The sequence below is a fragment of the Alphaproteobacteria bacterium genome (genome assembly GCA_035625915.1).
In the GTDB taxonomy this organism is placed as follows: domain Bacteria; phylum Pseudomonadota; class Alphaproteobacteria; order JACZXZ01; family JACZXZ01; genus DATDHA01.
The window spans coordinates 1-14,861 of sequence record DASPOR010000014.1; the positions used below are offsets into that span (position 1 = coordinate 1).

Here is a 14,861-nt window from a genome sequence, read left to right on the forward strand (position 1 = left end):
CTCGATCGGAAATGTCGCTAGCAGGGCAAGGAAGTTGCTACGAGCCTGTGTTCCGCATGCGACCAAGCCAACGCTTCGGCTCTCGGGGCGAGCCATATACTTTGCGGCCACGGCAGTCAAGGCGCCGGTGCGGTAGGCCGAGATCCATACGCCATCCATCACCGCGACCGGCATGCCGCTTTCCCCTTCGTTCAGGATGATGAGGGGTAGAAAGTCGGGCCGGCCGAAGCGTTCATTTCCAGGAAAATAGCCAAACCACTTCAATGCACCATAGTCGGGATCGGAGACGATTCCGCCCTTGGCGGTAAAATTCGTGCCACCGGGGCGGGCGATCGCCATCTTGGGCTGCATCCAGGCTCGTCCCGCGGATTTTGCGCGGAACATCGCCTCCATAGCGGCGTTGATTTCGGCCGCACTTAGCTCAAGTGCCGCAACGTCCGCCCGAGAGAGATAAAGGATTTGCTTTCCGGTCTCCGGCGCCATGTCAGCTCCAAGTGGATTGCATTTGATTCGCTCCGCTGTCAGCTCAAGTGGTGCAGATATTGCGCCACGAAGTCGCATCCGACAAACCGGACATAGGCGCGGGTCAAACGCTCGGTGATCGGACCCGGCAGCTTGCCGGTCCCGATCGCTGCTCCGTTGATCGTTCTTACCGGGCAAACGCAGAGGCTTGTCGAAGTGAGAAAAGCCTCGTCGGCGTTATACGCGTCATATTCGTCGAGATCGTGCTCCTCAAACGGAATTTTTTCTTCTTGCGCGAGTCGGATTACGGTTTCGCGACTTATTCCGGGAAGAACGAATTGCTCGCGCGGCGTGCGAAGTTTTCCGTCTTTGACGAGAAAAATGTTGCTGCCAGTGCCTTCGGCGAGATTGCCATTGACGTCCAAGAGCACGGACCAAGCCTGTGGGTCGCGCGCCTTGGCTTCGAGATCGCCGACGATGAGGTTGAGATAATTGTGGGTCTTCGCTCTCGGGGCCAGCGAGCTTGGCGCCACGCGGCGAACCGACGGCACGATCACGTCGATGCCGTCGCGGTAGAGCCGCGCTCGCGCCTTGAGCGGCAATGGCGTGCACTCGACGATGACGTTGGGGCCGCGGTGATCCCACCCTTCGTCGCCGACGGCGTCCACACCGCGCGTCACACGCTGGCCGAGCCAATAATCCTCATTGTCGCTCAAGAGATGGATGTTACGGGCGAGAACTTCCTCGCTCGCTCTAATCATCTCAGCCTCGTGGATACCGGGGTCGATCCGAAGATAGCGCAGCGAGCGGTAAAGCCGCTCAACATGCTCCTTGAGCTTGAAGGGCCGCCGGTTGAAGGTTCGGGTCATGTCGAAGGCGGCATCGCCGTACTTGAAGCTCCGATCCCGAAACGGCACGAGAACCTGGCTTTCCGGCATGATTTTGCCGTTGAAATAGGCCACTCTTTCATTCGCGCGTTCGGCCATAAGGCAGCCTCCCTAGGTTGCTCGCATCCAATCCCGGGAGCATCATGTACGATCCGGGGGGACTCTGTCGACTGTGGGCCTCGAACAGGCGAGGGGGCGTCATCCAAGGAACAAGCACGCGCCCTATTCCCGAGCCACCGCTGCGCCTCGATCTAGACTTGCGCACAAACGGAGAAATTCCCTTGTGAGAGAATGTAGCGGGGCAATACTTGACAGGAGGGAACGATGAACGGGAACGACCGACCCATTTGGCTGGTATCCGGCCTCCGCACGCCGTTCGTTCGCGTCGATGGTCCACTCGCCCATCGCGATACTTTGGGACTTTCAGTCCCCGTCGTTCAAGCGATGGCGGCAACCGCCAAGGGCCCGATCGATTTTGCCGTGTGGGGCGCGGTCGTACTCAACCTCTCCTATAACAACCTTGCGCGCGAGGTTTGGCTCGAGGCTGGTCTCGACCCCCATATCCCAACCTTCACGACGATTATGCAGTGCAGCACCAGCATGGTGGCGGCATTCGAAGCAGCAGGCATGCTCAATCAACACGGCCGGGCACTTGCACTTGCGGGAGGCGTGGAGAGCATGAGTCGTGTCCAGATCGGGCTCACACCAGGCCTCTCGTTCTGGATACGGCGCCTTGTCGAGGCGCGAAACTTCTCGCAACGCCTGACGCGGTTGGGCGAATTGCAGCTGCGGGACATCCGGCTCAAAATTCCGGAGGTCAAGAACCGCGCAACCGGCAAGAGCATGGGCGAGCATTGCGAGGACATGGCGAAGACGTGGAACATCGGCCGGCGGGAGCAGGACGAGGTCGCGCTGCGCAGCCACCAGCGCGCGGTCGCGGGGCAGGAGCGCAGCTTCTTCACCGATCTTATCGTGCCCGTCGACGGCGTTTCGCAAGATGCTTTCCCTCGCCGCGACACGTCGATCGAAAGGTTGACGGCGCTGAAACCCGTATTCGATCGTACAAGCGGCAAGGGTACGCTGACGGCCGGAAACAGCTCGCCCCTCACCGATGGCGCTGCCGGAATTTGGGTCGCAAACGACGAAGGTTTGGCACGGCTACCCGTCTCTCTTCCGCGCGCAAGGCTCGTCGACTTCGAAATTGCCGCCGTGGACCTTTACCGGGAAGGGTTGCTCATGGCTCCGGTATCGGCGATCCCGCGACTCCTGTCGCGCCATCGGTTGACCTTCGACGACATCGTACTTTGGGAGATTCATGAGGCATTTGCGGCTCAACTTCTCTGCCATATCAAAGGTCTCGACGACAAGTCGTTCGTGCGTGAGAAGGCAGGCGTCGAACATACGTTCGGTACCTTGCCCCGCGACCGAATCAACCCGAATGGCGGCAGTGTGGCGCTCGGCCATCCGTTTGCCGCGACGGGTGCCCGCATCCTTAGTCAGGCGGTCAAGGAGCTTGCCGAATTGCCCAAGGGTAGCCGGGCCATCGTGAGCATCTGCGCCGATGGCGGGCTCGGGACGGTCGCGCTGCTCGAAAGCTAAGCGGGCCATCGGGGAAGGTCGATACGACTCGCGCTCGCGGTATGACCGATGGCTAGTCACCATTAGAACTTGTAGGAGGTCCACAGTCCCACGTAGTCGATGTCTTTCGCATTCGCCGCCTTGAGGAATCCGTCCGCCCGAAAATGAACATAGACGGCGTTGACGTCGATGTGGGCCGTTGCTTGCCATTCGGCGTGGAGATTGTACTGTTCTCCGAGATAGCGTTTGTCGTTCGCAGAGCCGGACACAAGCGGAACACCCGGCGGCTGATAGAAACCGTCGTGGATACTATAGCGCCAAAGGAAGTCGACGCCTGACGTAACGGCGAAATTGCGATATGGCTGGACCGTGATCGAAGGGAAAGCGTCGAGCATGTTGATCGGCGCGTTGATGGATGCTTCGGTGAAATAGGCGAATTTCGGGAAGAGCGGATTGAAGCTTTTCAGCGTACCGCCTGGACCCCCGCCGCTCGCGATGTCCGCCTGCAATCCAAGGCGCGGCTGGCCCCACAGATCCCCGATTGTGTATCCCGTGTTGGAGGCGAGGGTCCAAGCGCGAATATCCTCGGTGCCGAAAGCGCCAAACTGGAAGACACCCTCGGTGTCATAATCCCACGCATCCGCGCGACCCCAGAGCCGCGTGCCCAAGGATTGGCGCACCTCGTCAGCCGTCCCGGAATTGAAGGTGGCGTTGTTGCGCGTGAGACCGAGATAGTAGAGATCGGCGTGCAGCCCCGGCACGGCCTCGACAGGCATTACGCCGTAAAGACCCCAAAAGAGCTGCCCGAGATCGGCATGGTCGCTAAAGACACCGGGTGGGGTGGCAACCGGGCTCAGGACGAACGCATCAAGTCTAAGCTCAGGCGATTCATAAAAGACGCGCCCGCCGTCGAAGCTCAGCCGAATGTTCGGCCCCTCGCGAACGTCTACCAGCCGGGACGATCCGAACGTGATTTCTTGCCGCCCGCCTCTGAATGTCACGCTGGCACCCTGACCGAGCGGCGCTTTCAGGTCGGCAAAAGCCTGCTGCAGGTCAAGTTGATTGGTATCGGTTGGCGGCGATGTGCTTGGCGACGTTGCCAGTTCATTGCCTAGCTGTATGAACGTGCGAAAGCCGTCACCGATATGCAGGTCACCCTCAATCAACAATCGATGCAAAAGGTAGGTCGTGGATTCTCGTGGCGTGAGGCCGAAGAACGGATTTGTGAAATGCTCGAGACGCTCCCGGAGTTCACCGCCGAAATTGATATAGCTGTCCGGGGCTATGTCGAGCGGAATGAATTTGAGCGGCGTCCAAAAGTCATCCGGCCACGCCGGATTCTCCTGGTCGCTTGGGACGTCGTCGTAGCGCAGGAAGTGGTAAGGCGTCTCCGGATCGCGCACCACTTGCGCCGCCGCGTAGTCAGAGACAAGGACTGGCGATCCCAGGATAGCCGCCATCGCCGCCGAGCCAAGCATTTTAGCGACGTCCGCCCTCTTCACGCGGCGCACTGTCGTACTCGCTTATGGCACCAGGACCACGCGCCCCCTTACCTCGCCACGGCCCACTTGCGCGTAGGCATTGCGCCCTTCGGCCAAGGGAATGGTTCGGTCGATTAAAGGGGATCGGAACGCGCCGCCTTCGAAGACGGGCGTCAGAGCCTCGAGCAGTTTGGCCGATGCCGTGGCATCTCGCTTACGGGTGTCGACCCCGAAAAGCTGGCTTTCGTTATGATAGAAGTCGAGGAGGTCGAAGCTGACTTGGCGGTCGCCGACCGAGGTGATCTCGACCTGCCTACCGCGATGCCTCAGCGCCTTCAATGCCGGCTCGAACAGGGGACCGCCGACCGTGTCGAATACCACATGGGCGCCCCGGCCACCGGTCGCCCGGCGTACAACGACATCGAGCGGTTCGCTTTCAAGCACGAAGAAATCTTCAATGGCGAGCGCGGCAGGTGACTGCGGGGGGAGTCGCTGTCGGTCGACGCCAATCACGTGAGCCCCACGCCATTTGCCGATTTGCGCAACGGCACAACCAACACCACCGCCCGCGCCGGTCACCACTAATGTCTCACCGGATGCGATCTGTGCATATTCCACCACGCCAAGCCACGCGGCCAGATAGGTCACACCGATCGCAGCAGCTTGCTCCAAGGTAAGCGTCTTAGGCTTGCGGCAAAGGCTCTCAACCGGAACGGCGATGAGTTCGGCATGGCTGCCGTCGATCGAATAACCGATTTCTCCCCCAGTCCCCCAGACCTCGGCGCCGATCCAGTGGGATGGGCCTTCGACGACGGTGCCGGCATAATCGCGCCCGGGAACGCGGGGCAGGATCGTATGTTCCATCTTCCCTTCGACGTTCTTCACGTCGCTGGGGCTGATCGCACCAGCGGCGACTTTGACGATTGCCGTGTTCGCATTGGGTTTGGGATCGGGCAGCTCGACGAGGCGCAAGTTGGCCACCGGACCGAATTCGGCGAATTGCAACGCGCGCATGCCTTATTGCTCCGCGGGTTCCGAAGGGATCTTCGACGGCGGTAGTCCGCTCGGTCCGCCGCAGTTGACGGATTGCCGCGCCGGCCGCGCCATCCACCGGTCGACCGCGATGTAACCGACCGTCATGGCCATCACGAGGAGTGCGCCTAAGATCAAGGGGGGTGCCGGGGAGGGAATTCCGAAGGCACGGCACGCAAATCCCATCGCAAACGCGACCGAGAGGCCGATCGCCGACTTCATGGAGCGTCCAGACGCACGAGCGTCTCTCCTTGCGGCAGAACCTGATCGGCGACGACAAAACCCAAGGTCATCGCGAGCAGAAGGCACGCGCCAATGAACCGCGGTGGCGCCGGCGACGGGATGTCGAAGAAGCGGCATCCAGCGCCCACAACGAGACCGAGAGCAAGGCCGATGATGGCGGCAATCATGATGCTCTCCTCGCTAAAAGGCGAAGCAGGAACAGCCAAGCGCACCCCAGAAGGCGCGTAAATCGGAAACCGGCACATTGGACTGCCGGGCTGGCACATGGCTGTGGCCGTGGACATTGCACGACGCTCCACATTCGAATGCGCTGAACCGGCTCGCCGTGTACGGCTCAAGAGTGGGGAGATGATACCCGCCGAAGGTGTTGACGGGCGACCAATCGGGCATGGCCGGCGGCATTGGGGGCGCCAACACCCTGAAATCGCCCGCACCATGAACGACGCGGCCTCCCACGACGGTCAGAAGCGAGGCGATATCGCGGATTTCAGCTTCGGGGCAGGCAAGGTAGTCCCGATCGAGCACCGCGAGATCGGCAAATTGCCCAGCCTCGATGCGGCCCTTTTTGCCTTCCTCGTTGGAAAACCAGGTCACGTTCTCGGTCCACATCCGGAGTGCGGTCTCGCGATCGAGCCGATTGCGGGCGGGATAGATCGCCAGACCGCCGACAGTCTTGCCCGTGACCATCCAGGCAAGAGAGACCCACGGATTGTACGAGGCGACGCGCGTCGCGTCCGTGCCAGCGGAGATTTTTGCACCCATGGCCAGCATCTTGGCGATCGGCGGCGAGTGCTCCGCAGCACCAGGCCCATAGCGTTCGACAAAATATTCGCCCTGGTAGGCCATTCGGTGCTGCACTGCGATGCCCCCGCCCAGGGCGGCCACGCGTGCAATATTGTCGTCGGAAATCGTCTCGGCGTGATCGAAGAACCAATGAAGCCCATCGAATGGGACCTCGCGATTGACCTTCTCGAACACGTCGAGCGAGCGGCTGATCGTCTCGTCGTAGGTCGCGTGCAGGCGGAAGGGCCAACGGTTCTGCGCGAGGATGCGCACGACCGATTCAAGCTCCATCTCCATCTCGCGTGGCATATCCGGACGCTCGACCCGGAAATCCTCAAAGTCGGCGGCCGAGAAGACCAGCATTTCGCCTCCACCATTCAGGCGAAAATAATCGTCACCCTGCTGATACTTCGCAGAGCCGGTCCAGCGCAGGAAATCGTCCGTCTCGCCCTTCGGTTTCTGGGTGAAGAGATTGTAGGCGATGCGCACCGTCAGTTCGCCGGCGGCAGCCAACTTTTCGACGACCACGTAGTCGTCGGGGTAATTCTGAAAGCCGCCGCCCGCGTCGATGGCGCCGGTGACGCCGAGCCGGTTCAGCTCGCGCAAGAAATGCCGGGTCGAGTTCAGTTGATATTCGACAGGCAGCTTGGGTCCCTTGGCGAGGGTTGCATAGAGGATCATCGCATTGGGCTTGGCCAGCAACAGCCCTGTGGGCTCGCCGCGGGAATCGCGCTGGATCGAGCCGCCGATCGGCTCCGGCGTGTCCTTGCCGTAGCCGCACACCTTGAGGGCTGCCCGATTGAGCAGGGCGCGATCATATAGATGCAGGATGAATACCGGCGTGTCCGGTGAGGCGGCATTGATTTCCTCAAGCGTCGGCAACCGCTTCTCCGCGAACTGGTGCTCGGTGAATCCGCCGACGACGCGGACCCACTGAGGTGCGGGGGTGCGCCGGACTTGCTCCTTGAGCATCCGCATCGCGTCTGCAAGGCTCGGCACCCCATCCCAGCGCAGCTCCATGTTGTAATTCAATCCACCTCGAATGATGTGTAGGTGGTTGTCGATCAGCCCGGGAATGACGCGCCGGCGGCCCAAATCGATCTTCCGCACATCCTTGGCTCCATGCGCCATGACCTCTTTGTCGCCGCCGACCGCAATAAACTTCCCGCTGGAAATGGCGACGGCGGTCGCGTCGGGGTTGGAACGATCGAGCGTTGTGATCCGCCCGTTGTGGAGGATCAAATCCGCAGTCGCATCCTTGGGGGAAACCATCGCGAACCTCCGTGGAGAAGATGAGGATGGTCGCGCCGCGCCGGTCACGAGCATCCATATATCAAATTGAACACGCGCTATCGCGCTCGCGCGCGCCCGTCTAGACTCAGTGCGCCGCCTTTTTCGAAACGATCTGCGGCTTTTTCGCCGATTGCGGGGCGTGATGGACCATGGTGTAGGCATATTCCACGCCGCTGCCATAGGCCCCTGCGTGTTGCTTGAGCAGGCCCATCAACGCATCATAGTGTTCGCGATGCGCCCAATCGCGCTGCCATTCAAGTAACGCCGCGATGGTCGTCAACCGCGTGGCTCCGGCCTGAACCATGCGGGAAAGGGCGGCCTCGTGAGCGGCCGTGGATGTCGCACCGCAGCAATCCTCGACGACGTAGATATTGTAGCCGGCCCCGGTCATCTCGATGGTGGGCCACGTGACGCACACCTCGGTCCAAAGGCCCGTCATAATGATGTTCTTTCGCCCGGTTGCTTCTATGGCCTTGCGAAATCCCGCGTCGTCCCACGCATTCATGGAGGTGCGCTCGACGATGGGCTGTCCCGGGAACACGTCGAGCAATTGTGGCCAGATGTAGCCGCTGAAGGATTCCGTTTCGACGGCGCTCAGAACCGTGGGCACCTTGTATTCCTTCGCGACCTTTGCGAGGAGTACCACGTTGTTCATTAGCGTGGCTCGGTCCGTGTTCGCCACCCCAAACGTCATCTGCGGCTGGTGGTCGATGAATGCGATCGCGCTGTCCTGCGCCGTGTAGAGCTTATGGTAATTCGGCATGTGGATCTCCTTTCCTCGGCTCACGCGCAAAGCAAAATATGAATAGGCCTGAAGCAGCCTGAAGAGAAGGCGGTTGGCTAAAACAAACTTGATCGGATCGAGGTCCTGTTGGCGCCCGCCCACTCATTGCTTAAATGTCACGGCCGAATATCACGGCAGATCGAAAAGGACGATTTCCGTTTCATTCGATGTTGCAGTAAGGGTCAGACTTGTCTCATCCGTTAGGGCGGCTCCATCGCCCGCACGCAGATCGTGACCGTTCAACTCGACCGCACCACCTGCCACCTGAATCCAAGCCCGTCGTCCCCTTGTCACTGTGTGCGTGACGAGTTCGTTCCTATTGAGGCTTGATACATACATCGCGGCGTCTTGGTGAATGCGAATGGCCCCATCGCGCCCGTCGGGAGAGACGACCAGGCGAAGTTGGCCGCGCCGTTCCCTTTCCTCGAACTTTTTTTGCTCGTAACTCGGCTTAATGCCTTCCTTGTCGGGCAGCAGCCAGATTTGAAGGAAGTGGACGGGCTCCTTTTTTGAGTGATTGAATTCGCTGTGGCGAATGCCAGTGCCCGCGGACATCCGCTGCACCTCGCCCGGGCGAATGACCGACCCCGTACCGATGCTGTCCTTGTGTTCGAGCGCGCCTTCGAGCACGTAGGAGATGATTTCCATATCCCGATGCCCGTGGGTGTCGAAACCAGCACCCGGCAGTACGCGATCCTCGTTGATTACCCGCAGCGGGCCAAAGCCCATGTGCCTTGGGTCGTAATAATGGCCGAAGGAGAAGGTGTGGCGGCTGTCGAGCCATCCAATATTGCTGGCACCACGCTCATCGGCCCGCCGGATGGAAATCATTTTTGCCCACCGCAATCGATTTACCAGTTCGTAAATTTGCTCCCGATGCGGATCGAGGACAATCCACCGAATTTTCACCACTGTGTCGCCATTTCGTCGACAATCCGGCTAAAATAATGCGCCATTTTGATTGCAAATTCACGTTCGGTTGGAGGGCGCAGGGCTATGGACAAGCTCGCGAGCATTCGGGCTTTCACGAAAGTCGTAGCGCACGGCAGCTTTTCCGAGGCCGCGCGAGAGCTGCGGCTTTCCCGGTCCGCGGTCAGCAAATATGTAACCGGCCTCGAAGATGAGCTTGGCGTTCAGCTCCTCAACCGCACGACGCGGAGTGCGAGCCCGACGGAGAACGGCGCCGTCTACTACGAGCGCTGTCTAACCATTCTCGGCGACGTCGACGAAGCCGACCGCGTCGTCAGCCGTCTTCAGGTCGAGCCGCGTGGACTGCTGCGGATCAATGCGCCGATGTCCTTCGGCACTTTGCATCTCGGTCGCGTTCTCGCCGAATTCATGGAACAGTATCCGGCATTGCGCATCGAGCTGATATTGGGGGATCAGCTGATCGATCCCGTGCAAGAGGGGTTCGACGTGACGCTCAGAATCGGGGACCTGCCGTCATCGAGCCTCATTGCCCGGAAGATCGCACCGGCCAACCGCAGTTTATGCGCGTCGCCGGCATATCTCGAGCGTCGAGGCGTGCCGCAACACCCCAACGATCTACGGAATCACGATTGCCTCAATTACGGGCATCTTGCAACCGGAAACCAGTGGAAGCTCACGGGTGGCGATGGCGACCATTGGATCCACGCCGCCTGGATGTTGTGCTCCAACAACGCCCAAATCCTGAAGGATGCAGCTATAAAGGGACGTGGCATCGCACTACTTCCGACCTTCATTGCCGGAGCCGAGCTTCAGGAAGGAACACTACGGAGCATACTGCCCGACTATAAGGCGCCGGAGCTTTCGCTCTTCGCGATCTATCCGCCGAACCGCCATCTCTCCGTGAAGATCCGAGTTTTCATCGACTTTCTCGTGCAGCGGTTTGGACCGCGGCCATACTGGGATTTAGTCGAATAAGCGAACCTCAGCGCGAATCCTCGTCACAAAATTTTGGAAGCCACGGATTATCGACGTTCGCGTATTTGTGTCGTACGATGCGCTACGTCCGCCAGCGGCGCTGCCACTGATATTGTTGTTTCGGTGACGATACGTGTCGCGCTTTGGCTTGCGCCGTTCCCAATCTTTACAATATGGAGACGCAAATGCGCTTGCCGCTCCTCTCATCGTCGGCCATGAGCCCACAGCAGCGCTCGCTTTACGAAGACATGCGAAAGGGCATCGAGACGAACTTCAAAGGATTCACCGCGATTGACGAAGCGGGCAAGTTGATCGGTCCATGGAATCCTTGGATACGTTTTCCAAAGTTTGGCGGCCCGGTCTGGGAATTGGTCAAAGCCTTGTCGACATCACCCAAGTTGCCGCGGCCCGTTCGGGAGATCGCGATACTCGTTACAGGCGCCAAATTCCATTCCGCGTATGAGATATACGCTCATGTACTCGTTGCGGAACTTCGCGGCCTTTCGGATGACAAGATCGCGACGATCGTTGCAGGCCAACGCCCAAACGGCTTGACGGGCGACGAGGCCGTGGCTTACGACCTCGCGTCCGCCCTCGTTTCCGGGGGCGTTTTGCCGGAGTTAAGCTATCGGCAATCGATTGCGGCTTTCGGTGAGGAAGGCACTGGCGAGTTCATCAATCTCGTCGGGCTCTATTGCATGGTTTCGGTGACCCTGAATGGATTCGATGTTCCGGTACCGGACACTCGCTCGGAGAAATAAGGGTACGATCCGAGGAAGAGCCTCACCTGTTTGCCGGATTGTTTGGGGCGCAGTTTCACCGTGGGTCGATCAGCTTGGCGTCAGGCTCAACGACGACGCTGCGAGCCACGACTACCGCACGGGCTGAACGCGAGGGGCCAACATTGGAAGGGGTGCGGCGGTGAGCGGCGGTAGAAAATTCCATATCTGACCCCCGGTCTCCGCGCCCCAATCTTCTCGGACATGGCGACATACTCGGTCGTGCAATTCCGCCTGTCCGTGGTCCTACCCGATCTCCTGCAGGATTGACTTGGAACCTGGATCGCAGGAAGAGTTGGACGGCGGATGGAAAACAATGAGTGAAATAATAGCCACGGCGGAGTCGACCGCCCGCGATCCGGTTGTGATCGCCCTAGGCCTGATTGCCCTGGGCATCGTCGTGACGCGGTTTCTATTCAAGAAGAGGCCGATGTGGCGCGCCATCGCGCGGGCGGCGTTTTTGGTGCTTCTTACCATCGTTCTCGTGCAGGGCGGCATCATACCCTATCGGCCGCTGCAGTCGACCGATTCGCCACTCCGTGATGCAATCGTTGCGGCGTCAAAGGTGGCCTGGTGGATTTGGGCGGCCTGGCTTTTGGTAGGTTTGCTGCGCAGCCTCTTCATTTTTGAACGCCGGCCGCGCGAAGGTAAGCTCGTTCACGATCTTCTCGCGGGTATCTGCTATCTCGCTGCCGCATTCGGCATTATCGCCTATGTCTTCGATCTGCCGGTGCAGGGCTTGCTTGCAACTTCGGGCGCAATCGCAATCGTCCTGGGGCTCGCGCTCCAGAGCACGCTTAACGACGTCTTTTCCGGCCTTGTACTCAACTTCAGCCGGCCATTCCATCCGGGCGACTGGGTGAATATCGAAGGTGGAACCGAGGGCCGGGTTGTCGAGATGAACTGGCGCGCGACCCACATCCTGACCTCCCGCCGGGACCTTTCAATCGTGCCGAACAGCACGATTGCGAAGTCGAGGCTCGTGAATATGAACTTTCCTTCGAATGTTCACGGCGTCACCATAAATGTTCAGGTCGATACCGCCACGCCGCCATCGTTTGGCATGGAAATCCTCGGGCATGCAATCATAAATTGCCGGCTGGTCATGGCCACGCCGGAGCCGTCCATTGTCGTAAAGTCCATCAGCGCAACGGCCATCGCGTATGAAATAACGTTCTACGTTGAGGAACTGGGCAATGCTACTGAGGCGCAGAACGATCTATTCGACCTGATCTTTCGGCACTTCGCGGCGACCGGTGTGCGTTTGGCCCGAGCCGAGGGCCAGCCTCATCAGATTTCGGACAAAGCGGCCTCGCCCGACACGAAGAGCATTCCAGAAAAATTACTCGAACAGGTACCAATCTTCGCAACCTTGACCAGGGAGGAACGGGCGGGAGTCTCGGCAAAGCTGAAACAAACGCTCCACGACGCGGGCGAAGTGTTGATCAAGCCGGGAATAGTGGTGCAATCGCTTAATATTGTCGGCTCCGGTGTTCTTTCGCTCACGCAGGCCACAAACCGTGGCAACGTCGAAAAGTTGCGCTTGGGGCCAGGCGACTACTATGGCGAGATGGGCTTGTTGGCCGGCAACCCAAGCATATCGACGATCACGGCGCTCACCCCCGTTACCATGTACGAACTTGCAAAGGAGGATCTGACGCCGATTTTGAAAGCTCGGCCGCAGGTCACCCAGGAGCTCTGCCGCGTACTTGCCCAACGCCAAGCCGCGGGCCGCGCGGTTTCGGCGGTCGAGCTCGACAAGGACATATCGACACGGAACGTGACCGCGTGGTTTTCCGATCGAATACACGAGTTGTTCGAGCTTCGTGACGCCTGAGGAGCACAACAGATCCGGCGTCGCATGGCACGTCGGGAGGGGCGTGACCGGCTTACTTAGCGGGTGGCTGGGGTCTGGGCTCGATTTGCACGGTGGCGGTCATCCCCGCCGAAAGCGTTATGCCGTCGGGCAGCTCGTCAATCGCAATGCGCACTGGAATGCGCTGGGCGAGGCGCACCCACGTGAAAATCGGGTTGACTGTCGCGACACCCTGCGTATTGGGCTGCGCGTTTGCAACATTGATGCCGCGTGCGATGCTGGCGACATGGCCGCGAAGGGGTTTGTCATAGCCCATGAGCTTGATCGTCGCGGCGTCGCCCTCGCGGATCGAGCGCAAATTGACCTCCTCGAAATAGCCGTCGATCCAGAAGGAGTCGGCATTTACAAGAGAAATCAGGATCTGGCCGATATTGGCGTAGTCGCCGAGTTGGGCGGCCAGATTCGTCACCCAGCCATTGACCGGCGACACAATCCGCGTGCGCTCGAGGTTCACTTGCGCCTGGTCGAGGTTCGCCTTGGCCTCTAGGACTTGGGCCTGGGCGGCTATGGCGCTCGTCTCGTAAATCTGCTGCTCCTCTTTGGAAACGGCAAGCTCGCTGAGTTTCATCCGACGCGTCGCCTCGGTTTCAGCGTTCTTCGCATTGGCCTCCGCCTGCTTCAGTGCAGCGTCGGCGCTGTCGACGGCGATTCGATAGTTGGTCGGGTCGATCACCATCAGCAGGTCGCCCTTGTGTACGAACTGGTTATCCGCAATCGGCAACTCGACGATGTGCCCCGTGACTTCGGGCGCCATCGTTACGACATAAGCGCGAACGGTGCCGTCGCGCGTCCATGGCGCGCCCATATAGGCCTTCCACGTTTCCCAACCGAGAGCGCCACCGACTGCAAGTGTCGCCAGCGTAATCACGAAGGGAAGAATGCGGACGCGTCGTCTCGTCGCGTGGGCCGGCGGCTCAAGCGTCAATACTTCTGCACCGCCATCGGCGGTCGGGTCGCGTTTCAGCTTCGATTCGGCCTCGGACATGGCGAATTCAGCGCGCCAGGAAAAGCACCATCGATGAGAGCACGATCAGGTAAACGCCGAACATGAAAATAGCCGGATGCCATGTATAACGCAAAAAGCCAAACCGGGTCGCGACCCGCCGTAGGGCGACCGTGACGATCCAGGCCGCGACGAGCAAGGCCGAAATCGGTGCTACGTAGACCCCGAAAAGATCGATCTCGGTGAATCTCATCGCGAGTCTCCCGCACCGAAAAATTCGGCATGCTGGGTAAGCGCCTCAGTGATTGCAAGGATATGGCTGCGCGCCTGGAGCGACAGCGGCCCGCCGGAACCGGAGGCGAGCGTCCTATCGAGTCGGGCAAGGTGGGCCAATGCATTTGCGCGTTCTTGCCGCGCAAGGGCCGCAAGGGCAGCGTCGAGTTCCGAAACTCGGTCAAGCTCAGGTGCGATTCGGCGCAACTTGATCAGCTCGCAGCCTACGGATAGGGCAGCGACCATATGCGCGCGCTGCAATGCGGTCGCTTCGTCGGGCAGGGCCGCGAGTCGCACGGTCGTCCGAATCTCCCAACTGTCGCTCGCTCGCGGGATGGGGCCCGTCGCGAGACGGCCCAAGCTGCGCAACGTCAGTGCCAAAAGACGGCGCGTTCGCAGGGCTGCGGATAGTGGCGGCAGCACACGATACGACAACGCTGCGATGCTTGTGCCGACGACGATCGCCATTGCCGAATTGTAAAATTGAACCGTGTCGTAACTCTCTACATTCGCGGGCGCCAGGAGGGGACAGAAATTGGCCG

Annotated in this window: 16 protein-coding genes; 4 read left to right on the forward strand and 12 right to left on the reverse strand. The window is 60.0% G+C overall.

The window, feature by feature from the left end; translation table 11 throughout:
- On the reverse strand, positions 1–483 hold a 483-nt coding region (locus tag VEJ16_01480), incomplete at its 3' end, for an ornithine cyclodeaminase family protein (GenBank protein HYB08323.1).
- A 38-nt stretch (positions 484–521) separates the two neighbouring features.
- On the reverse strand, positions 522–1,448 hold the full coding sequence (locus VEJ16_01485) for an aminotransferase class IV (protein HYB08324.1): 927 nt from the start codon (positions 1,446–1,448) through the stop codon (positions 522–524).
- 225 nt (positions 1,449–1,673) lie between these two features.
- Here VEJ16_01485 and VEJ16_01490 point away from each other — a divergent pair, with 225 nt between their 5' ends.
- The gene (locus VEJ16_01490) at positions 1,674–2,948 is read left to right on the forward strand and encodes an acetyl-CoA C-acyltransferase (protein ID HYB08325.1); all 1,275 of its coding nucleotides are present in this window, start codon (positions 1,674–1,676) and stop codon (positions 2,946–2,948) included.
- A gap of 62 nt (positions 2,949–3,010) precedes the next feature.
- On the opposite strand, the gene VEJ16_01495 is transcribed toward VEJ16_01490, so the two are convergent.
- The 7 genes from VEJ16_01495 to VEJ16_01525 all read right to left on the reverse strand — a co-directional run bounded on the left by VEJ16_01495 (position 3,011) and on the right by VEJ16_01525 (position 9,374).
- Positions 3,011–4,405 (reverse strand): alginate export family protein, encoded by a 1,395-nt coding sequence (locus VEJ16_01495; GenBank protein HYB08326.1) that lies wholly within the window; start codon positions 4,403–4,405, stop codon positions 3,011–3,013.
- Between the two features lie 45 nt (positions 4,406–4,450).
- Positions 4,451–5,422, reverse strand: coding sequence for a zinc-binding alcohol dehydrogenase family protein (locus VEJ16_01500; GenBank protein HYB08327.1), 972 nt, complete (start codon positions 5,420–5,422; stop codon positions 4,451–4,453).
- 3 nt (positions 5,423–5,425) lie between these two features.
- Positions 5,426–5,662: a DUF1427 family protein gene (locus tag VEJ16_01505; protein ID HYB08328.1), complete on the reverse strand. Its 237-nt coding sequence runs from the start codon at positions 5,660–5,662 to the stop codon at positions 5,426–5,428.
- The gene (locus VEJ16_01510; GenBank protein ID HYB08329.1) at positions 5,659–5,850 is read right to left on the reverse strand and encodes a DUF1427 family protein; all 192 of its coding nucleotides are present in this window, start codon (positions 5,848–5,850) and stop codon (positions 5,659–5,661) included. Before VEJ16_01510 ends, VEJ16_01505 begins: the two co-directional genes overlap by 4 nt.
- A 13-nt stretch (positions 5,851–5,863) precedes the next feature.
- A complete protein-coding gene (locus VEJ16_01515) occupies positions 5,864–7,738 on the reverse strand; it encodes an amidohydrolase (protein ID HYB08330.1) in 1,875 nt (624 codons plus the stop codon).
- Between the two features lie 106 nt (positions 7,739–7,844).
- Complete coding sequence (locus VEJ16_01520; GenBank protein ID HYB08331.1) at positions 7,845–8,522, reverse strand: hydrolase; 678 nt, start codon at positions 8,520–8,522, stop codon at positions 7,845–7,847.
- Between the two features lie 150 nt (positions 8,523–8,672).
- Positions 8,673–9,374: a pirin family protein gene (locus tag VEJ16_01525; GenBank protein ID HYB08332.1), complete on the reverse strand. Its 702-nt coding sequence runs from the start codon at positions 9,372–9,374 to the stop codon at positions 8,673–8,675.
- 165 nt (positions 9,375–9,539) lie between these two features.
- Between VEJ16_01525 and VEJ16_01530 the strand changes: the two genes are divergently transcribed.
- The 3 genes from VEJ16_01530 (at position 9,540) to VEJ16_01540 (ending at position 13,064) form a co-directional block, all read left to right on the forward strand.
- Positions 9,540–10,448 (forward strand): LysR family transcriptional regulator, encoded by a 909-nt coding sequence (locus tag VEJ16_01530; protein ID HYB08333.1) that lies wholly within the window; start codon positions 9,540–9,542, stop codon positions 10,446–10,448.
- Positions 10,449–10,633: 185 nt separating this feature from the next.
- Entirely contained in the window at positions 10,634–11,209 is a 576-nt protein-coding gene (locus tag VEJ16_01535) for a carboxymuconolactone decarboxylase family protein (protein ID HYB08334.1), read from the forward strand.
- Between the two features lie 334 nt (positions 11,210–11,543).
- Positions 11,544–13,064, forward strand: a complete 1,521-nt coding sequence (locus VEJ16_01540; protein HYB08335.1) for a mechanosensitive ion channel family protein — start codon at positions 11,544–11,546, stop codon at positions 13,062–13,064.
- 52 nt (positions 13,065–13,116) lie between these two features.
- On the opposite strand, the gene VEJ16_01545 is transcribed toward VEJ16_01540, so the two are convergent.
- The 3 genes from VEJ16_01545 to VEJ16_01555 all read right to left on the reverse strand — a co-directional run.
- Positions 13,117–14,088 carry an HlyD family secretion protein gene (locus VEJ16_01545; protein HYB08336.1) on the reverse strand — a complete coding sequence of 324 codons (972 nt, stop codon included), beginning with the start codon at positions 14,086–14,088 and terminating at the stop codon, positions 13,117–13,119.
- A 7-nt stretch (positions 14,089–14,095) separates the two neighbouring features.
- Positions 14,096–14,299 carry a DUF1656 domain-containing protein gene (locus VEJ16_01550; GenBank protein ID HYB08337.1) on the reverse strand — a complete coding sequence of 68 codons (204 nt, stop codon included), beginning with the start codon at positions 14,297–14,299 and terminating at the stop codon, positions 14,096–14,098.
- Positions 14,296–14,861, reverse strand: a 566-nt coding sequence (locus tag VEJ16_01555; protein HYB08338.1) for an FUSC family protein, incomplete at its 5' end; no start/stop codon positions are given. The genes VEJ16_01550 and VEJ16_01555, both read right to left, overlap by 4 nt.

Coding starts and splice junctions, on each gene's coding strand:
- VEJ16_01485 (HYB08324.1), bottom strand. CDS start 1,448: ATGGCCGAACGCGCGAATGAAAGAGTGGCCTATTTCAACGGCAAAATC.
- VEJ16_01490 (HYB08325.1), top strand. CDS start 1,674: ATGAACGGGAACGACCGACCCATTTGGCTGGTATCCGGCCTCCGCACG.
- VEJ16_01495 (HYB08326.1), bottom strand. CDS start 4,405: ATGCTTGGCTCGGCGGCGATGGCGGCTATCCTGGGATCGCCAGTCCTT.
- VEJ16_01500 (HYB08327.1), bottom strand. CDS start 5,422: ATGCGCGCGTTGCAATTCGCCGAATTCGGTCCGGTGGCCAACTTGCGC.
- VEJ16_01505 (HYB08328.1), bottom strand. CDS start 5,662: ATGAAGTCGGCGATCGGCCTCTCGGTCGCGTTTGCGATGGGATTTGCG.
- VEJ16_01510 (HYB08329.1), bottom strand. CDS start 5,850: ATGATTGCCGCCATCATCGGCCTTGCTCTCGGTCTCGTTGTGGGCGCT.
- VEJ16_01515 (HYB08330.1), bottom strand. CDS start 7,738: ATGGTTTCCCCCAAGGATGCGACTGCGGATTTGATCCTCCACAACGGG.
- VEJ16_01520 (HYB08331.1), bottom strand. CDS start 8,522: ATGCCGAATTACCATAAGCTCTACACGGCGCAGGACAGCGCGATCGCA.
- VEJ16_01525 (HYB08332.1), bottom strand. CDS start 9,374: ATGATTTCCATCCGGCGGGCCGATGAGCGTGGTGCCAGCAATATTGGA.
- VEJ16_01530 (HYB08333.1), top strand. CDS start 9,540: ATGGACAAGCTCGCGAGCATTCGGGCTTTCACGAAAGTCGTAGCGCAC.
- VEJ16_01535 (HYB08334.1), top strand. CDS start 10,634: ATGCGCTTGCCGCTCCTCTCATCGTCGGCCATGAGCCCACAGCAGCGC.
- VEJ16_01540 (HYB08335.1), top strand. CDS start 11,544: ATGAGTGAAATAATAGCCACGGCGGAGTCGACCGCCCGCGATCCGGTT.
- VEJ16_01545 (HYB08336.1), bottom strand. CDS start 14,088: ATGTCCGAGGCCGAATCGAAGCTGAAACGCGACCCGACCGCCGATGGC.
- VEJ16_01550 (HYB08337.1), bottom strand. CDS start 14,299: ATGAGATTCACCGAGATCGATCTTTTCGGGGTCTACGTAGCACCGATT.